Annotated in this window: 14 protein-coding genes; 6 read left to right on the plus strand and 8 right to left on the minus strand. The window is 62.0% G+C overall.

Annotated elements, in window-relative coordinates:
* Positions 1-103: 103 nt before the first annotated feature.
* The 3 genes from LZC95_09360 (at position 104) to LZC95_09370 (ending at position 3,526) form a co-directional block, all read left to right on the plus strand.
* Complete coding sequence (locus LZC95_09360; GenBank protein ID WXA97041.1) at positions 104-439, plus strand: DUF6193 family natural product biosynthesis protein; 336 nt, start codon at positions 104-106, stop codon at positions 437-439.
* A gap of 1,350 nt (positions 440-1,789) precedes the next feature.
* Complete coding sequence (locus tag LZC95_09365; GenBank protein WXA97042.1) at positions 1,790-2,392, plus strand: hypothetical protein; 603 nt, start codon at positions 1,790-1,792, stop codon at positions 2,390-2,392.
* 618 nt (positions 2,393-3,010) lie between these two features.
* Complete coding sequence (locus LZC95_09370; GenBank protein WXA97043.1) at positions 3,011-3,526, plus strand: hypothetical protein; 516 nt, start codon at positions 3,011-3,013, stop codon at positions 3,524-3,526.
* Between the two features lie 9 nt (positions 3,527-3,535).
* Here the strand turns inward: LZC95_09370 and LZC95_09375 are convergent, their stop codons facing one another.
* The 5 genes from LZC95_09375 to LZC95_09395 all read right to left on the minus strand — a co-directional run bounded on the left by LZC95_09375 (position 3,536) and on the right by LZC95_09395 (position 9,627).
* Complete coding sequence (locus LZC95_09375) at positions 3,536-4,030, minus strand: hypothetical protein (protein ID WXA97044.1); 495 nt, start codon at positions 4,028-4,030, stop codon at positions 3,536-3,538.
* Between the two features lie 1,322 nt (positions 4,031-5,352).
* Positions 5,353-5,721: a hypothetical protein gene (locus tag LZC95_09380; protein WXA97045.1), complete on the minus strand. Its 369-nt coding sequence runs from the start codon at positions 5,719-5,721 to the stop codon at positions 5,353-5,355.
* Between the two features lie 372 nt (positions 5,722-6,093).
* Positions 6,094-8,013, minus strand: a complete 1,920-nt coding sequence (locus LZC95_09385; GenBank protein ID WXA97046.1) for an ATP-dependent DNA helicase — start codon at positions 8,011-8,013, stop codon at positions 6,094-6,096.
* Between the two features lie 55 nt (positions 8,014-8,068).
* Entirely contained in the window at positions 8,069-8,845 is a 777-nt protein-coding gene (locus tag LZC95_09390; GenBank protein ID WXA97047.1) for an EI24 domain-containing protein, read from the minus strand.
* A complete protein-coding gene (locus tag LZC95_09395) occupies positions 8,842-9,627 on the minus strand; it encodes a class II glutamine amidotransferase (GenBank protein WXA97048.1) in 786 nt (261 codons plus the stop codon). Before LZC95_09395 ends, LZC95_09390 begins: the two co-directional genes overlap by 4 nt.
* 47 nt (positions 9,628-9,674) lie before the next feature.
* Between LZC95_09395 and LZC95_09400 the strand changes: the two genes are divergently transcribed.
* Both LZC95_09400 and LZC95_09405 read left to right on the plus strand, forming a co-directional pair.
* Positions 9,675-10,946, plus strand: coding sequence for an AI-2E family transporter (locus tag LZC95_09400; protein ID WXA97049.1), 1,272 nt, complete (start codon positions 9,675-9,677; stop codon positions 10,944-10,946).
* Positions 10,947-10,952: 6 nt separating this feature from the next.
* Entirely contained in the window at positions 10,953-11,621 is a 669-nt protein-coding gene (locus tag LZC95_09405) for a hypothetical protein (protein WXA97050.1), read from the plus strand.
* 339 nt (positions 11,622-11,960) lie between these two features.
* On the opposite strand, the gene LZC95_09410 is transcribed toward LZC95_09405, so the two are convergent.
* On the minus strand, positions 11,961-12,305 hold the full coding sequence (locus tag LZC95_09410) for a hypothetical protein (GenBank protein WXA97051.1): 345 nt from the start codon (positions 12,303-12,305) through the stop codon (positions 11,961-11,963).
* A gap of 81 nt (positions 12,306-12,386) precedes the next feature.
* On the opposite strand from LZC95_09410, the gene LZC95_09415 reads away from it, so the two are divergent.
* Entirely contained in the window at positions 12,387-13,922 is a 1,536-nt protein-coding gene (locus tag LZC95_09415; protein WXA97052.1) for a long-chain fatty acid--CoA ligase, read from the plus strand.
* Positions 13,923-14,647: 725 nt separating this feature from the next.
* Here LZC95_09415 and trpS read toward each other — a convergent pair.
* On the minus strand, positions 14,648-15,718 hold the full coding sequence (gene trpS / locus LZC95_09420; protein ID WXA97053.1) for a tryptophan--tRNA ligase: 1,071 nt from the start codon (positions 15,716-15,718) through the stop codon (positions 14,648-14,650).
* 106 nt (positions 15,719-15,824) lie between these two features.
* Entirely contained in the window at positions 15,825-16,763 is a 939-nt protein-coding gene (locus LZC95_09425; protein ID WXA97054.1) for a DUF481 domain-containing protein, read from the minus strand.
* Positions 16,764-16,897 lie beyond the last annotated feature (134 nt).

The raw sequence follows: 16,897 nt of genomic DNA on the forward strand, positions 1-16,897 counted from the left end.
TCTTTCGAAAGCTGTATAGCGGCCTCGATGCGGTGCATGCAAGGCGGGTGTTCCGGATTGGGGAGCAACCGCGGTGTGGTCCTTACAGATTCTAGGATTTGCAATGAAGATGCCCGATAAGACGAGAGTCGATGAAAAATGGGAATCGCTGGTTATGGATGATAATGGACATGTCCGTAAAATTGTGCGGGTGGCGTCTCGGCATCATGTTCTTCGTCAGCTCTTTCCTTTTGCCGGTCACAATGACTTGAGATTCAGTGTCAAGGATGAATATCCATATGATTGGGATCTGCCCTACGTGCGGACTACTCCCTACGGGGGATATGAAGCTCGCGTATGCGATGGTATTCCGATCATTGCCGGCAACTTGGATGAGGTGGTCATGATGGTTGCGGATGCAATGGTCGTCGCTCTTGCCGGTGAGTCGAACGAAAGCTAAGTGGATATTGAAAGAATTCTGGTCGGCCCCCATGGCGAGCCGACGCCGCGCTTTCATCTCAGCGGGCTGGGGCGTGATTGCTAATTCGACAGTTAGTGGCAGATTTGGGGTGAAGGGTGGCACGCGCTTGAACAAGTCGAGCACATCGAGCGCACCTGGCAGGCCACTAGATTGAAATAAGCAACGTGGCCTCCGGGGTAGCGCGACGCGCACGCACAATCGCTGACGCGAAGGAGGCTGGGCAACGCGCCAGAGTGCACCCGGGCAGGGGAGGTGGAAGGGGCGCACCCCGCGCAATCCGGCGGCGCTGGGAATGCGAGCGGGGATCCGGCCTCACTCAGGCTAGTTGTCGGAGCGAGTCCTACCAATAGAATGCCGGGCATGGCGCGTCCGGGAGATGTTGCTTTGGACTTGAATCCGGCCATAAATCCGACATCCTAGCCAATCTCATGAAGCCTGGTTTAAACATCCCAGGCACTCCGTACTCCAATATCTTCTTCGAACGCGTTCCGACCTTTGGCCTTACTGCGTCCGGCGCCGAGAACGCATACTCTGCACTCGGGAAGGGTGGGACACTCGAGATCTTGACCGGGCCCGGATTGCCGGCGTCGACGACATCTGCTCACCTGAAGACACTATTTGAAGGTGCAGGTTTCTCGAACGTCAACGTCCCCGTAGTTACCATTAACGGCGTTCAACTAGTTCATCTTACGGGTAACAAATGAAGCGACTTTTCTTTCGGTGTAACGGCGGGCATTACTTTCAAGGTGTGGGCTGCCCCTTTGATGGATGGTCAACGGACGAGGTGGCGAAGGCGGTTAAGCACTTTCACGAGCTTGAGCGCGAAGGGAAGGAGATTGGGCTCGAATCGATGTAGTTGCTGAAATTGAGCGATGAGCTGTATCGGCACATGCTCATTATTGAATTTGGTGACGATGCAGCTGAATTTGAGGTTTTGGTGCCAGAACGGTACATCTATCAAGGTAAAGAGTTGCTCGGTAGCGAGGTAGGGACCTCTCTCTATTGATGCGGCATCGGTACCGCACAAGGGAACGCTATCAATCGAGGGGCCGCAGGTTCTGGTGCTTACATTACCACTCAAGAGCATACGGCCGCGTATTATGGCGGGCTTGCAGGGCACAAAGGACGTGGACTCGGGTCAGCCGTAGTCCGTATCGAAGTACCACTCGCACAGTTCCGCGAATTTGCAGCGCGGTGGGGACAAGCATAGAGACCCCGGTCCCGCGTGGCCCTAGCGCGCGGGCGCAACCGAGACTCTTATTCCATTGCAGCATATCGATGAGTTTAATGGAATGAGTGCATTTCTTATGCATCAATAAGAGGTCGAGAATGCCAATTTTGCTTGTTGAGCTCCCAGTAGACGTACCGGTTTTGGACGAGCCGAAATGTCCGGATCCAGATGATAAGTTTATTTTTGACCATCTCGTGCGTTATTGCGCAACGTTCGATCCACTTCCTGCGATTACCGTTCGTGTAGATGGTGATGTTGCGATAGTCTCACGCGGACACAAGTATCTGCGGGCGGCGCGTGCTCTTGGCCGATCTACCGTTCGCGCGGTCATCGCATCGGCGCCGACGAACTCCAACGTTCGAGCGTTTCTGGTTCGGGAAGACGTGCGGACTCTCGACTGGGATACACTGCGACGAAAAGAAGAAGAGGAAGCGAATCCCAAAGGGTGGCATGTATTGTTTTTTGAACGTCCACTGTCCGATCTGGAAAGGGAGGACCTTGAGGAACGAGTTGGGGCGCTATTTGGGGTCGGCGAAGTTCAAATTTTGTACGATGATGCTGGGCCGTGTGCAGAGTTTGAAGCTATAACGCCCATTTTGGATCCTGAGTGGGCTGCTAAATATTTGGCGGCATTGCTGTCGTTTAGTCGTGATCGGGTTCGGATTCTTTCGTACCAAGGGCAGCGCCTTCTTCCGGACTAAGACATCTCGGTTGATAGGGCGGGAGACTCGTGCAGTGAGCGCGTGACAATCCACTCGTCAAGTTCTTGAGGACGACTTGTTTCGAGCGCCACGCGCCGTCTCTGGAGCCAAAACTGCACCGCCTCGGCGCCACGCTGCCGTCCGTTGATGGACCCATCTCGCGAATGTGCGCTCGCCATGCGCGTGATCCTGTACCTTGGTTCTTGGCCGATCCAAAAGCCATCTTCCATCGTCATCCATGGCACGGTGTCGCGGGAACGATTGGCGCAAGAAGGATCGCTACTACGAATTAGGGTCGAACCGGCCTCATCGTGTCGCATCGTGGCTTGGCGGTGTCGCGCCCGGGGCTGTGGCCGCGTGAGCCGGAACGCAACGGACCATTTGCTGGCCACTCGTTTACCTTTGCGAACGATACCGTGTCTAAAAGTTCGAAAGGCGCGATCGGCACCGACATGGCGCGCGAAAACCCCGTGGTCGATCGAGCGTTGCATCCGTGCGAAACAGGATGGACCATGATCGCATGACCCTTGCGGAGGCCATCGTGCAACTCGTTCTCATTCTCTTCCCGATTCCAATTCTCGTGTGGCTCAACGAGAGGCACGATGAGGAGCAGGGCTGATGCACGCTGCACATTTGGCGGCGGGTCTGGTCATCAAAAGCCGGGTTCCGGAAGCGCCGACCGCCGCGCTGCTCATCGGGGTTTTCGTTCCCGATTTCGTGTGGACCGTCCTGGCACTGGCAGGGGTCGAGCCGACGAAGCCGGGGGTATTCTTCGATGATTGGTCTCATTCGCTCGCGATGTGCATGCTGTGGGCGAGCCTCTTTTCGCTGTGGTATCGGGCCCGGGGTCGACGTGTGGCGATGGCGCTCTGGATCGCGGTGATGTCGCACTTCGTATTGGATATGCCGTTTCATCCGAAAGACTTGGCACTGTACCCCCATTCATCCTTGCACCTGGGATGGGGCCTGTCGGGCGTCGGACCCCTGAAGTCTTGGTGGATTCAACTCGCTGTTGTCGTCGCGCTCTCGTTCGTTTACATTTGGGGCGCGCTCAAGACCGGAATGGCCTGGCGCAAGGTTGCTTGGAGCGCCGGCTACGTCTCGGCGTTTCACATTCTCATGATGCCCCTTTGAGCCGTGCGCTCAATATCCCAACAAGAAGCGACCGTTCAACGCAACTACGATCGCGCACGTGGCCGTCCTTCGCCACGGTGAGATGGCGAGCCGACGTGCGTCGCGCGCGTAAATCACAAGGAGGATTGTGCAGAGCGCCAATTGGACCCAGCGGTACCCCGAGGTGACGAAGGGCGGGGTTTTCAAGTTCACGGGGGCATGCGGATAAAGCCCTGCGCCTTGAACCAGGGTGTCGAGCACGAAATGCGAAAAGATCGCCAGCCACGCGGCACCCATGGCCGCGCGACCATGGCGTCGGAACGCCGAGGCAAACACGCTCGACCAGAGCACGGCCATGACCAACGAATGGGACCATTCGTCGCCACCCGTGGTATCGAGCCCGAGCACGCTGAAAAGGATCCAGAGGAAATCGAGAAGAAATGCCCCGACCAAAAGGCTCCAGAGAGGAGCGCGCGGCGCTCGTCCCTCGAGCGCGAGGCCCGCGGCAAAGTGCGCCGCGAACATCAGCGCGGCTCCGAACGCCGATTCAGCGCGTGCATGACCACGATGGGTATCGCGATGTAGAGTAATTCAATGAGCGCTCGTTCGAAGGTCATGGCCCGTAGCCTAAACGACGCCAGCTCGCGATGAGGGGTATTCTGTGTGGCGTCGACGATGGGTACCGCCGTGATGGGACAGAGCAAACGACTCTGATGAAGAATGGCGGGTTTGGTGCGTACATGGGCGCAATAGCCTATCCCAAGGGCGAGAAGGAGCGTCCTGCTGAGTTTTCGGGTACGGTGAGTTCCGCCTCGAGATGCCACGTCCGGCGTACCATCAAGAATGAAATTCAATGCCGTTCGAGTTCTTGAGGACGACTCGGTCGCCAGTTGCTGATTTCGCGCCGCTCAGAAATGGCGTTTTGAGAAAACAGTGAAAGCCCGGCGGCCGAACAGCCCCTCGTAGCGGCGTCTGGCCATGGCCGCCAATGTTGGGATCTAGAATGAGCTGAGCGTCGAGCTGGCTATTCGGTGAGCCCATACTTGAAAGGCAATCGCCTCGTGTACGTGGCCTCTGCGATTCACGGTAGTTCCTGAACCCATGAGACTGATGATCTCGCCGCCCATGGCGCATGCTCGCGGACGTACGAGCTCGCGTATTTCTTCTGACATCGGGTCGGTCCCTTCGTCTGCACCGAGTCGGACGACTCCGCTCATTTCATATTCGCCTGTCGGTGCAAATCGTCCACCGTCTTGCATGTCGGTCGGCGATATAGAGGCAAATTGTAATGCACAGTTCGCAGCCTTCGGAGGGCGGGGCGCCCCAACACGCATTTCTCCTACCGCTGCGCCACAACCCAAATTTGATGAAAAATTTAGAAGCATGAGCATGGCGATGATCGGGTGCCTCGTAAGTGTCATTGGGATGCCTCCGTATCGATGTGTGTCTGAGATGACTTGGTTTGACGCTATGTCATCACGATCGTTGAATGAAGGTCTCGTCGTAATCAAAATGGTGGCGTTGGATTGTCGCGACGTCGCGAATGAGGACTTGGCGAAAGCATGCAGGTGTCGGTCCTCGATCCATCGCTTCAGGTTGACGAGTTTTCTGGCGACTATCGGGAGTAGGGGCCCGTCGCCGAGGATATTTTTGGTCCGCACTGTACCGAAATGCCTGCTTTCTCGGCAGGAGATGAAGCCTTTGCGCGCTCTATTCTGCGTGAGTGGAATCGTCGGATGCTCGCGCTTGCCGGCCGAAGTCAACGTCATGACGACCGAGCCCATTTTAAATGCGGGGAAGGTAAAAATAGCGTGAACCGCCATCGCAACGAAGAGAGGCGACGTGGGTCAAAGCGAAGTTCCCGGGACGGGGGTCGCGCCACGTTCGGATTCGGTGCTTTGGAGATTGACGAGCACCGCTTCGATGGCTTGCGCGCGGTCCTGATGCTCATTTGGCACGAGGCGAAAGAGGATGATCGCGGCATTTGCGCCGGTTGTTACACACATCCTTTTAACCTGTGTGATGAGAATGTCTTTTGAGACCTCTTCGCCTGTCGAAAAGGCGAATTTGCCTAGCAACTGATGCTTGTAGCCTGGCTCTACTTCGAGCGTGGACTGCGAGATGCGGATGCCCGGTGGCAACGACTCCTGAAATAGTCGGATCGGTGCCGCGTCTGGATTCGCCGTGGCGGCCCTTCTTACGACCTCTTCGTCCACGGCTACCGGATGATACTCTCCGTAAGCGCGATATGAATTGATGGGGTCTATGTGCATGAAAGGGCGGCCGCACCCAAAGGCCAAGCTCAGGGCGGCGACCAGGCACACGACAAAGGTCCGGCGCCCAGATGCCGCGCGGACGAATCCAAACGAATCGATGCTTGCTGATGAGGACGGACGGCTCATGCCTCGACCATCGGCCGGGTCCGCACGTTCGTTGCCTGCCGTCGATCGTATATCGCTTCTTTGCGTATCGCTTCAGCCATGAAGAATCTGCTCGAGGTGAAGCTATTCGTCCCGATCCTCAGCGCGAGCAACGGTACCTGTGCCGTCGATTACCAACAGATGCGGCAGCGTAGGCGCGAACCGCTGCTAACCCTGCATCAACACCGATAAGAACCCCTCGCCATAATCGGCAATGCGCGAGGGCCCGAATCCGTGGATGCCCGATAGCTCGCCCAGTGTTCTAGGCTTGATGTACGCCAATTCAACCAGGCTGCGGTTCGGTGCCACCACATAGGCCGGCACTCCGCGCTCTTTGGCAATCTCGCTGCGATGTGCGCGCAGTCGCTCGAAAAGGGGGCGCGCGGCGTCGTCCACTTCCGCCACATCCGCCGCGGCCGCAACTCCGCGTGACGGCTCCTTCGCCTTCCGCGCTTTGCGACCCACCGGTGCCGTCTCCGGTGGAAGCGCGATCCTCGCCGGCAATCGCGCGTGCATCACATCGCGGCCCGTGCCTGTTAGAAACGGCACCGGGTGCTCCGTGGGCGTCAAGTCAATCCACCCGGCGGCGAGCATCGCTCGCAAGAGGGACACGATGAACTCGGGCTGGCGCTCCGCCAGGAGCCCGAAGGTCGAGAGCTCGGTGAACCCGAATCGCTCGGAGCGCGTTGTTCGGTCTCCGTGCAGCATCTCCGCAATCGCGACCAGCCCCGCGCGCCGCCCGGCCCGTGCCACCCCGGAGAGCGCCTTGCGCACGATGAGCGCCGTTTCCTCGTCCGCCGCGGCATCCGACACCGCGCCCCGCGCGTCAATCGTCGCGCACACATCGCAGTGGCCGCAGCCACCGAGGACCTCTTGCTCGTCGCCGAAATACCGCAGCACGAAGTCGTGACGGCAGGTGCGCGCGTCCAAGTACTGCAAGAGCTCGCGGAACAAGGCCCACGCGCGCGCGGCTTGCTCGGTCGACGCGTTCATCCCGTCGCGGTCCGTCTCGACCAGCCTGCGCCGCAGCGCAATGTCGGCACCGCTGCACAGGAGCAACCCATGTGCGGTGGCCTCGTCACGCCCCGCGCGGCCCACTTCCTGGTAGTACGCCTCGATCGACGACGGTGGTTGCACATGCACCACGAGGCGGATGTCGGGCCGGTCGATGCCCATGCCGAACGCATTGGTCGCCACCACCACGTCCAGGCTGCGCTCCGAAAACGCGGTGGACACGTTCGTGCGCGAGCCCGCGTCCAGTCCCGCGTGGTACGCGCCCACGCGGTACTTTTTCTCGCGCAGCGCTTCGGCGAATTGCTCCGTTGTCTTCCGCGTGGCCGCGTAGACGATGGCTCCTCCGCGCGGGGCCTTGGGTGACCCGAGCGCCTCGTCCAGCGCCGTGAACATCGCGGCCCGCGCCTCTTTCGGCCCATCGATGTAGCGCGCGGCCAGGTGCAAATTCGGCCGTGCGAAGCCGCGCAGCACTTCCACGCTCTCGCCGTCGCGAAAGCCCAGCGCGGCCCGAATCTCCTTCCGCACCTCGGGCGTGGCCGTCGCGGTGCACGCAAGGACCCGCGGCGGCGCGAGCCGCTCCAATACGCTGCCGATGCGCAGATAGTCCGGCCGAAAATCGTGCCCCCACTGCGCGATGCAGTGCGCCTCGTCCACCGCCACCAGCGAAATCTTGCTGCGCGCCAACAGCGACACGAATGCATCCGACGCCAGCCGCTCCGGTGCCGCGTACACCAGCTTGAACGCACCGCGCGCGAGCATCGTCTCCCGGTGCCGCCGCACCTCGAGCGGCAAAGTCGACGCCAGGTACGTTGCCTCGATGCCGCGGGCGGCCAGGGAACGAACCTGGTCCTCCATCAGCGCCACCAGGGGCGAGACCACGAGCGTCGTCCCCGGCAAAAGCGCGGCAGGCAGTTGATACGTCAGCGATTTTCCACCGCCCGTCGGCGCGATGACCAGCACCCGCCCCGGCCCACTCAGCAGTGCATCGATCGCGTCTTTCTGCCAAGGACGGAAGCTCTGCAGGCCAAATTGCTCGTTTAGCGTGCGGTCGATGTCCAAGGAAGAAGACTGCATGAGCGACAACCTTGCTCTTAGTCGTCCTCATCGGCGGCGCCAATGCGCACGTTGCTCAAAATCGTTCTTTCGCGTCCTCGCATGCGATCACGAGCCTCGTGGCGCCCGCCACACCGACCGGCAGCATCAAGAGCCCGATGAACGGAATCAGTGCGATCAGCGCGACGGGCACGCCAAACCCGAAGCATGCGCCCAGGTGTTCTCGATAGAACGCAAACCGTTGCCGAAATCCCATGCGCCGCAGCCCGAACGGATAATCCAGGAGATTCCACGACGCGAGCAGCGCCGAGGCCACGAGCTTCAGCGGCCACGTCACCACGACGGCCGGTGGAAAGAGCAGCTCCACCAGCGACAGCGTGACGAAGACCGGCACGCCGATCGCCAACGTGACCAGCGTGATCTTCAGCGACCGCCGCACGGATTCGAAAAACGGCGCATCGGCCAACGGCGCACGCCCCGAGGCTGCCTCTTGCGCCCGCACGATTCGATCCAATGCAGGCCCCGAAAGCGGCTGCGCGAGGCTGCTCGACAACAGCATCGCTGCGCCCACCACGAGCACGTACACGATGATCCGCGTCGCAACGTAACCGCCGCCCTCGTGCGCGCTGCCGAAGGCGTCGAAGATCGCATCCACGAGGTCCCCTGCTGCCCAAATTCCGAGCACGGCGAGCACCACGGTCAGTGCGCACGCGGCCAGCATGGGCACGGCGGCGTACGGCCACACCGAGGGCCGCGTGACGATGAACCCGAACCCCTGAAAAAAGGTTCGAAACCCATCGGCCCATCCCAATCGCTCCACGCGCTCCACGGTGCCCAACGTAGCCACCTTCACCGCGAAGGTAAGGTCGCCCGCAGCTTCCCCTTCTCGAAGACCCACATTTCGCCGGAATTTCCCTGCACCCAGACTTCATCCCGGGTCAGCGGCTGCGTCGCGATCACGGCGACGCGATCGCTCGGCGTCGTCACCTGCGAGAAGTCCACGCACAGGTCGTCGTCGGCCAAGGTGGCCTGCCGAAACGGTGCCTTGCGGATGATGTAACTCAGCTTGGTCGCGCAGCGCGCGTACAGATGGCGGCCGTCGCCGAGCAAAAAGTTGAACGTGCCCTCGCGACCAATGCGTCCGCCGAGCTCCGCCACCTTTTCCCAGAGCGCGTGCTGCGAGCGCGGATACCCCTCCGGAAAGGCCCGATCGAGCAAATGCAGCAGCGCGCAGAACGCGTACTCGCTGTCCGTGTCGCCGATGGGCCGGAATCGCCCGATGGGGTGCTTGCGCACGCCGCGCACAGTTCCATTGTGCGCGAACACCATGTGGCGGCCCCAGAGCTCGCGCACGAACGGGTGCGTGTTCTCGAGCGAGACCCGCCCGCGCGTCTTCTTGCGCACGTGGGCGATGGCCAGGAGCGTCTTGATTGGATTTTTGCGCACGAAGGTGGCCAGCGGCGAGTTGGCCGCGGCGGTGGGCTCCAAAAAGCTGCGCACCGCCTTGCCCTCGTAGAGCACCAGCCCCCACCCGTCGGCGTGGGGCCCTTTCAAACCGCCACGAAGCGCAAGACCCGAGAACGAAAAAACGATGTCGGTGGGGACGTTGCACTCCATCCCGAGAAGTTCGCACATACCGGACGAGGAGGACTTTACCGCAATCATCGTGCTAAATGCGCACCGTGGTCGCATCCCGGCAGAAAGACGCGGAGGTCGCTCGTTCGGCGCCGCCGTCGAGCCCCGCGGGGGCCGTTTCGCCGCGGGATCGGCGGGCCGTGGTTCCGCTGTCGGATGTCGAGCTGCCCCGGCTGTCCATGGCCCCGGTGGCGCCCGAAACGGCACGGGGAAGGCGCATTGCCCTCACCGTCGTGGTGGTGCTCACCTTCCTCACGGTCGCCTGGATCGCCTCGCCCCTCTGGGTCGGCATCGCCCTGGGCACGGTGATGGCCTTTACCGCCCAACCCGCTTACCGCCGCCTGGCCGTCGCCATCGGCGATCGCCGCGCCATCGCCGCCGCCCTCACCACGGTCATCACGGGCATCGTCAGCGCCATCGCGCTCAGCGCGGTCGTGTACATCCTCGTGCGGGAGCTCTTTTTCCTCGTCTCCATCTTCCAGCACAAACTGGGCAGCGACTCCTTGACGGAGCTGATCGGCGAACGCGCGACCCGGCTGTTCGACCGCCTCGGCATCGACCGCGGCGTCGCCATCACGCGCCTCCGGCACGAGCTCACCGCCGCCAGCGAATACGCCGCGCGCGCGGCCGGCACCCTGGTCCAGGCCACCACCAGCGCCATGCTCGGCTTGGTCGTGGCGGTGATGACCATGTATTACGTGCTCCTCGAGTGGCCCAACATCGCCATCCGCCTCGAGCGCGTGCTCCCGCTCGATCCGCGGCACACGCGGGCCTTGGTGCTCGAATTTCGCGACGTCGGGCGCAGCTCCTTCGTCGGCACCATCGCCACGGCGGCCGTGCAAGGGCTGCTCGGCGGCATCGGGTACGCGTGGGCGGGGCTCTCCAGCGCCGTCACCTTGGGCTTGCTCACGTCCATCGCGTCGTTCGTGCCGCTGGTGGGTACCTCGCTCGTGTGGATCGGCGTCGCGGTTTACCTTCTGGTCAACGGCAAGCTCCTGGGCGCCTTCCTGGTCTGCGGCTGGGGCTTTTTCGTCGTGATGGGCCTGTCGGACTACTTCATCCGCCCGCGCTTGGTCGGCGGGGCCGGTCACGGCCATCCCTTGCTCATGCTGGTGGCCCTTCTCGGCGGGATCGAAGTCTTTGGCCTTGCGGGGCTCATCGTCGGACCCATCTTGATGTCGCTCTTCCTTGCCGCCCTCCGCATTTACGAGCGCGAGGTCGACACGGAAGACCTTCCCGATCGCCGCGTCTCCACCAGCCAGCTCGAAGAACCATCGCCAACCCGACCAAGAAAGACGCTCCACGAGCACGAGGAATAACGAAGCATGTGCCCGCACTGCCGCCAGAACGCCCCCATCGTCTACCGAGGCGCCTTGGCGTATTGCACCGCATGCGGCAAGCCTCGCGTTCCGCTCACCGGCGAGGGGCTCAACCTCGCCGGGCAGCCCGCCAAAGTGGGCGGCTCCGTGGCCCGCGTCCTCGGTTGGATCGTGCTCGCCGTGGGGCTCATCACGGCGTTGCTCACCGGCGCGCTCTTTCAAGCGATCTTCCCGGCGGGTGTCTTCGGTTACATCCTCGGCATTCTCATCGCGGGCATATCGGTCGCGTTCGGGTGGCTGCTCCTCTCGGGCGGCAAAAGCCTCCACAAGAGCGGCACGGAAAAAGAGCGCTTCACGCGCGAGCAAGCCATCTTCGCCCTCGCGCGCAACCGCGGCGGCATGCTCTCCACGATGGACGTCTCCCAGGCGCTGAACCTGCCGCTGCCTGCGGCCGACACCCTCATGACGACCTTCGCCAAGGAAGATCCCGATCGGGTCCGCCTCGAGGTCGACGACGCCGGCAGCATCTACTACGTCTTCCCACAGATCGCGCTCCCCCCTCCCGCGGGCTCCGTCCGCGTCGAGGCGGGCGGTGTTCGCGTCGCCGAACCCCCCGCCGCCGTCCCAACCGAGGAACCGATCGAAATCGAAGAGCAAATGCGCGCGAAGCGCTGATTCAGCGGAGCGTTCACAGGAAGGAATGAAGACGACGGAGGAGATCGCGCAACTGGCGCGCTCGGTGCTTCGAGCTGCGTCTCGCACTGGATTGCGTGATCCGGCCTCATCATCGCATGATGCGGAAGGACCAACGGGCACGCGGCCTATTGCGCGAATTTGGAGCCCAGGGCGGTGGGGAGTGGGGAAAGCGATTGCCGTTGGAGCGCCCACGACGTAGCGTTCGACTGGAGCAAAATGTCTATGCCGCGATTGCGCCATGATCGAGTTCTCCTGGCACGTTGGATCTCCTGGCCCGCACGTTTGGCCGTGTGACCACCACGTCTGGTGCAGCAATGACTACCTCGGTATGGGGCAGAACCCGCGCGTCATCGAGGCGATGAAACGAGCCATCGACCAATTCGGTGCGGGCTCGGGCGGTTCGCGCAATGTATCCCTTTCATCTCGGCCGCGTCCCATATCGTCTCCGTCTTCGTCGGGAACGATAGTCTGGCCAAGCAGGCTTCGGCGCTCCTTCTCCAGCGCTATGGCATCTACGTTCAAGCCATCGACGCGCCGAGCGTACGCCCCGGCGGGGAGATCCTCCGCGTCGCGCCGTCGGCGGTGCACACCACGGCGGAAGTCCAGAACTTCGCCGAAGCGCTCGATGCGGTCTGGACGGAGCTCCGCATCCATCGCGTTCACGCTTCGCCCGAAGCGTCGAACGGCAGCAATCGTACCCAATCGGAAGCGCAAGCGTCCAACCCCGGCTGAGAGGCATCGATCATGTACATCTCGCTAGCGGCCGTGCTCGCCGAATCCGCCGCCCGACGACCGGACCACGTCGCGATCGTCCACGGCACTCAGAAGGTCACGTACGACGAGCTGTGGATTCGGGCACGGCAGTGTGCCGCGGCGTTGCGCGACCGCGGCATTGGCCCCGGTGACAAGGTCGCACTGCTGCTACCGAACACGCCGGAGTTCCCGATGGTCTACTTCGGTGTGCTCGCGCTCGGCGCGGTCGCCGTGCCCGTGCATTGGTTGCTCAAAGCCGACGAAGTGGAGCACGTGCTGCGGGATTCCGGGGCCAAAGCGCTGGTATGTGGGGCGTCTTTTTTGAAGGAGGGACTGAAAGCCGCCGCGGCGGCGCACCTTCCCGTCTTCACGATGATGGCCGACGATGACGCGGCTGGGCCCCGCCTCGACGTGCTCGCCGAACGAGCCACACCCATCGAACGATGCGTGCTGCGCCAGCCGAGCGATGTTGCCGTGATCCTCTACACGTCCGGCACCACGGGTCGCCCCAAAGGGGCGATGCTCACGCATTCCAATCTCACGATGAACGTCAACACCACCATGCTCGCTCCGTTCGAGTTTCGGCAGGATGACGTTCTTTTCGGCTGCTTGCCGCTGTCGCACACGTTCGGTCAAATCTGCGGGATGTGCACGTCGTTTCGGGCCGGCGCGACGATGGTGTTGATGCAAAGGTTCGACGCCGCCGAAGCGCTCGATCTCATGGTCGCCGAGCGGTGCACGGTGTTCATGGGTGTCCCTTCCATGTACATCGCACTTCTCGATGTGGCGTCGAAGGACGCGAGGCGGCCACCGCTCGATCGCGCGTTTTCGGGCGGCGCGTCACTCCCGGTGAAAGTGCTTCGCCAATTCGAAGAAACGTTCGGCTGCCCAATCTACGAAGGGTACGGCCTGACCGAAACGTCTCCTGTGGTCGCGTACAACCAGAAGCCCTGGCCCGTCAAGCCGGGCACGGTAGGACGGCCCATCTGGGGGGTGGAGGTGGAGATCGCGAAAGCGGATGTCGAAGACCGGATCGAATTCGTCCCCACCGGGGTCGCGGGCGAGATTGTCATTCGAGGTCACAACGTCATGGCCGGATATCTCAATCGGCCGGACGCAACTGCGGAAACCATCGTAGACGGTTGGTTTCGCTCCGGGGACATCGGTACGAAAGACAGCGACGGCTATCTTGCCATCGTCGACCGGAAGAAGGACATGGTCCTGCGGGGCGGGTACAACGTCTACCCTCGCGAGATCGAGGAGGTATTGATCCGTCACCCTGCGATCGCGCAGGTCGCGGTGATCGGCCTTCCGCACGACGTCAACGGCGAGGAGGTCTGCGCCGTGGTCATCCCATCGTCGGGAGCCGCTCCCGGAGCAGAGCTATCCGAGGAGATCATTCTCTGGAGCAAAGAGCGTTTGGCCGCGTACAAATATCCGCGAATCGTAAAATTCGTGGACGGTTTCCCGCTCGGCACCAGCGGCAAGGTCCTCAAGCGCGAATTGGTGGCGCGGTTCAGTCGCTGAAACGGGGTGCGCTCGTCACCCAAGCCACACTTGCCTTCATCGGGTCCTCCTCCTCGCAAGATCTCCAGCTTCGCAACCGGTTATCTGCCCGAAGAGGACCCGCGGCACGCAAGCTCGACACGATCGAGGCTCGTCACGAGCGCTCGTTTCTTGTCGGCGCGGCGATTCGCCTGACCGCAAACGCGAGACGCAGGCGCGCGCGTCGCGACCTCTCGCTGGAGGACGACGAAGGGCCCGAGCCCTCCTGCAGCGCACCGCTGCCGACGAGCCGTTCGATGCGGGGCGTGCGACGAAAGGCAACCGATGCCTAACATACAAGACTGGGCCGATATCGGACGGAAGGGTGTTGTGCACGTCCCGTCATTTTTGGATAGCGGAAGTAGGTATTTGGCAAATACGTTTGCTTTGACGATGAGGCTGGCGGCATGGAAATGCTGCCATTCGATTTCGATATAGATAGGGGCACATACACGCCTCATTTGCGCGCAGGGGATCTCCTAGTCGGCTGACTCGTGGTTCCTTGGTAGTTCGCTGTGATGAGCCGAAACCCCACGCCATACACCAAAATACTCGACGAATTCGAATCCGCTAAGAGCGGGACGCTTTGTGCCGGCGAGCTCTATCAGTCGGTGGGGTGAGCAACCGAGGAGGCCTGGCGATGCCAGCTGGGGCTGTCGCTCGGCCTTTCTCTGGAAGCCTTCCCGTGAAATCCCTCTCGGCCTCTTCTACTTGAACACGAGCTTCATGCGCTCGCGCACGAGGCCGAGCGTCTCGCCCGCCACCGCGTTCGCGCGCTTCGAGTGCTCGGCGAGGATCTCGCGCACGCGGGCATCCCCCGTGGCGCCTTCGAGCTGCGCCCGGCGCTCGCGAATCGGGGCGAGAAGTGCGTCGATTGCGGGCACCAGCTCGGCCTTGATGTGCCCGTCGCCGATGTTGTCGCCCCGCCGGTAGCGATCCTCGAGCTCCGCCACGCGCCCCGCATCGGGGATGAAGGCGCGCACGTACTGAAAGAGCGCATTGTTCGTGTCGCCCGGCGCATTCATGTCGGTGCGCCCCGTGAAAATCTGCGCCACCTTCTTTTTGATCTGCGCCGCCGTGTCGTGGAGAAAAATCGCGTTGTTCAGGCTCTTGGACATCTTGGCCGCGCCATCGACGCCCACCAAGCGGCCCACCCGGCCCACCTTGCCCTCGGGGATCGGCAGAAGGCCGCCGGCCTTCACGTGATCCTCATCCGCCGTCGTCGGGTCCACGCCGCAGTAGGTGTGATTGAACCGACGCGCCACCTCGCGGCACATCTCGATGTGCGCGAGCTGGTCTTCCCCGACGGGCACCAACGCCGGCCGGAACACGAGGATGTCGGCGCACTGCCCGACGGCATAGAGCGGGAACCCGAAGCTGTACTTGTCCCCGAGCGACTTGAGCTCGAGCTCGTCCTTCAAGGTCGGATTGCGCATCACGCGGTTGAACGGCAGCAGCATGGACAGATGCCACGTCAGCTCCGTAATCGCGGGCACCTCGCTCTGCAGCACGATGGTGGACCGTTCCGGATCGATGCCTGCCGCCAACCAGTCCTTCAGGATCTCGTACGTGTCGCGCTCGATTTCCTCCGGCTTGTCCGCCCGCGTGGTGAAGGCGTGGAGGTTCGCAATGAGAAAATAGCACTCGTACTCGTCCTGAAGGCGCACCCGGTTCTCGATGGATCCCACCCAGTGGCCGATGTGGAGTCTGCCCGTGGGGGTATCGCCGGTGAGAATGCGAGGACGCGTCGTGCTGGTGGGGGAAGGCGCTTGGGTCATTGGAGTCCCGTGCAGCCTATCGCGACTGGCCGCATTCGGCGACTACCGGATGACCTACGGCACCGGCCGTCCCGGCGCCGGCCCGCCGCCCCCCGCGCCATCGGACTCAGCGGAAATTGTAAATGATGGCCACCGACGTGATCGCGTCCGTGTCCTTGACGTTCGGCAGCGGATCGTGGTCGTAGCGCAACGTGAAGGTCGTCGCCGCGGAGAACTTGTCGGTGATGGTCGACTTCAACGCGTTGTTCCAGGTGATACGCCAGGCCTTGGTGGGATCGAACGGCTGCAGGTACTCGAGGCCGGTGGTGAAGTTGATGTACGCATTCAATTGATTGTCATAACCAAAGAAGAGACGTGAACTGTGACGGTCTGCCGTCTTGTGGGTCGCCGCTTCCATCGTTTCCGTACGATCCGCCGGCGGCGTCGTGTCGTACGTTCTCCTGGCCTGCTCTACATTGAAATCACGTCGAATATCGTGTTGGAAGTCGTAACCAAGCTCGAACCAGAGTCGGTGTTTCTTGTCGTCGAGGACGTAATACGCAACACCTGGATCGATATTGGCTCGCAGGTCGAGGCCTTGAAACTTGTCGCGCCTTCCGGCCGCCTGGACGAATAGGGCCCACTTGTCCGCGAAGAAGTAGTCGTAGCGAATGAGCCCTTGCAGGTTGGAAACGGTCGTCTCGATGGGCGCGTCTTTGTTCGCCGCCGCGCGACCGTAGTTGATGGCGGCCGCGGACGAAAATTGATGATTGTCCTGCCGGTAGCGGTACGTGCCCGACGCCGTCACGGCCAACGAACGCGCATTTCCGGTGCTGAAAAGGCCGCCCGCCTGCACGGTCGCGGCCGTGCCGTCCTTGGTATCGCGCGTCGGTCCGCTGGCGAAGGAGTCCTTCACGAGCGTCGTCGACCCCGTGGATGCCGACGCCTGCGTGGCCGTGCCCCCCGCGGTCCTGGGTGGAGGCGTCGTGGTTTGAGCCTGAGCCGCGGCCGCGGAAAGGAACAGAACTGCAGCGATGGATCCTCGGAATAGGGTCGTTGCGCTCATGGCGAGCGACCATACCCGAATTATCCAAAATGACGCAGCGAACTGCGTACTTCACACCCAGCCAAGTAACTTATATACGGCTACAGATGAGATATCAGGATTGTGGGGCGGCGGAGCCCCCCACGACCTGAATG

It is taken from the genome of Sorangiineae bacterium MSr12523, assembly GCA_037157775.1.
Taxonomy (GTDB): Bacteria; Myxococcota_A; Polyangia; order Polyangiales; family Polyangiaceae; genus Pendulispora; species Pendulispora brunnea.